4 protein-coding genes (2 of these 4 cut by a window edge) are annotated in these 2,500 nt (G+C 35.9%); all 4 read left to right on the plus strand.

Annotation, left to right across the window (positions count from 1 at the left end):
• Positions 1-58 carry the end of a hypothetical protein gene (locus LEP1GSC190_RS00940; protein WP_002763268.1) on the plus strand. The gene continues 170 nt to the left of window position 1, outside the view, so 58 of the gene's 228 nt are visible here — the last part of the coding sequence; the start codon falls outside the window, past its left edge; its stop codon occupies positions 56-58.
• A gap of 419 nt (positions 59-477) precedes the next feature.
• Positions 478-732: a hypothetical protein gene (locus LEP1GSC190_RS00945; protein ID WP_002763138.1), complete on the plus strand. Its 255-nt coding sequence runs from the start codon at positions 478-480 to the stop codon at positions 730-732.
• A complete protein-coding gene (locus LEP1GSC190_RS00950; RefSeq protein ID WP_004279805.1) occupies positions 729-1,862 on the plus strand; it encodes a suppressor of fused domain protein in 1,134 nt (377 codons plus the stop codon). The genes LEP1GSC190_RS00945 and LEP1GSC190_RS00950 overlap by 4 nt, the downstream gene beginning before the upstream one ends.
• Before the next feature lie 115 nt (positions 1,863-1,977).
• Positions 1,978-2,500, plus strand: partial view of a hypothetical protein gene (locus tag LEP1GSC190_RS00955; RefSeq protein WP_002763169.1) — the 5' portion only. The gene runs 167 nt beyond the window's last position; 523 of the gene's 690 nt are visible here — the first part of the coding sequence; the start codon lies at positions 1,978-1,980; its stop codon lies off the right edge, out of view.

Below are 2,500 nucleotides of genomic sequence, written 5' to 3' on the forward strand. Positions count from 1 at the left end.
TCGGATGAAACTCAAGAATTCTATCAAAGCCGCCGCAAAAGACGCTTTAAAAGGCTGATAAATACAACCTTCTTTAAATCGTTTGATTTTTAATTTAGTCAATTTTTTTCCAAAAAATTAAAACGTTTCATAAAAACTTTGGTAAAAAAATTTCCAAAATGATTCGATTTTTTGTGAGAATTGTAGTCAACTGTAAGTATGGAAAACTTATTTCTGATCACTATACTATTCTTAATTTTGTTTGAGCAGTATAAAACCAGGGTTTCTCGAGAAAAAGTTCCGATTCGCGCTTTGAAACACTATGTCCATCGTTAGTTTTTGAATTATTTTGAAGCCGGGAAAGTAATTAACGTTTTTACACTCCCGGCTTTTTATTTTTTTCACTTCCTTTTCCCCGCTTTCTTGTGTTGATTCCATTTTTTAGAGAGTTGAAACATTCTCATTCCAATGGAACTTTGTCTAAAGACAGAGAAAAATATGCACAAAAAACCAATGACTCCTACTCGAGCTATCGAGACTTTTATTCTTTGCCAAAAAAAACACGAACCTATTTCGGAAGAAGTAGTTTTAGTTTTAGATTCTTTTGAATCTTGGAACGAGATCGAACTTACCGGTCTTCTTAATGCTTCTTTTTATTTTCCGGATATCTTAAACGGATATAGATCTGAACAAGCAATTCGATTACTTCTCGAAAAATTTAGGCAAAAGATTGTGGAAATTCCCATTCAATGACTCATTTTACCGAACCTAAAGTAATTTATCAAGAAGCTAATCCGTACGGAACATTTACCGCGTATTTGGAGGATGACGGAAGAACCGTTTATCTTTATCTTCAAGGGGAGCAGAATCCGGAATTCGGAATCAAATCTGTATGGGTTTGTAATCGAGTGGAAGCTCCTGATAAAAGAAGTGTGGAAGATCTTTCGAATGGCTTGGCACCACTTCTTCTTTATTCTGAAGTAAACGAGCCGAAGCCTCATCCCGCTTTAGAAGAGAAGGAACTTTATTTTATCTGGACAGAAGAAGGAGATGGGGTCGCTCTTTTTTACAAAGAAACTTTAATTGCGTTTCTTCCTTCTTGGTCAGGTACCAAAGGTTTCCATGGATACTCGTTTCATGCGAAGATAGAAGCACTTACGGCGTATCCTTTGGGCAACACTGATTTTGGAATTATTCCCGATCGAGTGCGGGCGTCTCGAGATTTTTGGGAAGCACGTTCTAAACAAGGAACCTGGAAAGAAATTCAAGAGAAGAGGCTTTCATTTTTAGAATCCAAATTCGGTAAACACAATAAGTATTGGTCTGCGGATGGAGGAAAGTATCCGCAACTCGGAATTGCCCGTTTTCAATCGGAAAAGTTTCCCGAAATTTTAATCTATTCTACGATCGGAATGAGCGCGCAGAACATGCCTACGGTCGAACTCTTTCATAAAGATTATGAGGACTATGCAAGAATCGAGCTGATTCTCGCCGTTAAAATCGGCTCGGAAGGATTGGAAAGGTCCGAATCCTGGGTTCCTCATTTGATCGGTGAATTGATTCGTTTTCCTTGGAATATGGCAAAGTGGTTTGGTCATGGGCATACAATCACTATGTCGAGAAAGGATCCTGAAGCTCTTTATATGAATTTTACTTCCATTCTCTTTCGAGATTTCAAAAGTTTTACTTCTTTATTGAATGCGCCGGATCTTTCGGGATTCGTCTCTGAAAATGGAAAACAAGTTCGATTTTTAACTTTATTACCTGTATCTGAAGAAGAAAAAGAATACGCACAAAAAGATGGAATTCAATCTTTTAACCGGATGTGGGACGAAAAAGGATTTTCTTGGTATCACAACGCGGAAAGACAAGCTTTTATATAAAAGCTTGTTTTATCTCGTTTCGATAAAGCTAAGATGAGTTAAAACCTTGTAGCTTGACATTTTTGATAGATAAAAGAATCTCTTTATGAATTACGACTATTAAAATACACTAAAAATGGCTGTTTTAGAAGATATTATACGCTCTATCAAACATTACATGAATCATTCAGCGTTTTTATTGGCTTTGATTTGTGCGTCTTCTTTATGGATTACACTTCCTTTGTCTCTTTTATCCGAAAGCACCGAAGGCGTACAAGTACAAGAAAAAATTTGGCAAGAGATTTATAGTCAAGATTTTCATTCTTCCAAAAAATTGGTTCAGCTTGAACTTTCTAAGCGTGGTAAAAATGAGACAATCTCTCTTTTATCTCTTCTGGAAATTTCTTTAAACGGACTTCAGAGATACAAACAAGCGAATGATATTCGTAAAAAAATTCTTTCCATATGGGAAAGTAAGTATAAGAAATCTTTCTTAGAGGAAAATTATCCGATTAATCTTGCTACTTGGACAAGGATGGTGGTTGTAAAACCTGATTCGTTGTTGATTGGAGCGGAATATTTTATACCTTATCCGATCAATTCAAACAAAGAAGGATTCTATTATCATAAGTTTACCTTATACAATCGTTTTTCAAAGA

The sequence above is a fragment of the Leptospira mayottensis 200901116 genome (assembly GCF_000306675.2).
In the GTDB taxonomy this organism is placed as follows: Bacteria; Spirochaetota; Leptospiria; order Leptospirales; family Leptospiraceae; genus Leptospira; species Leptospira mayottensis.

Bases quoted from the DNA above. Each gene is read 5' to 3' on its own strand.
- LEP1GSC190_RS00950 (WP_004279805.1), top strand. From the start codon at position 729: ATGACTCATTTTACCGAACCTAAAGTAATTTATCAAGAAGCTAATCCG.
- LEP1GSC190_RS00945 (WP_002763138.1), top strand. From the start codon at position 478: ATGCACAAAAAACCAATGACTCCTACTCGAGCTATCGAGACTTTTATT.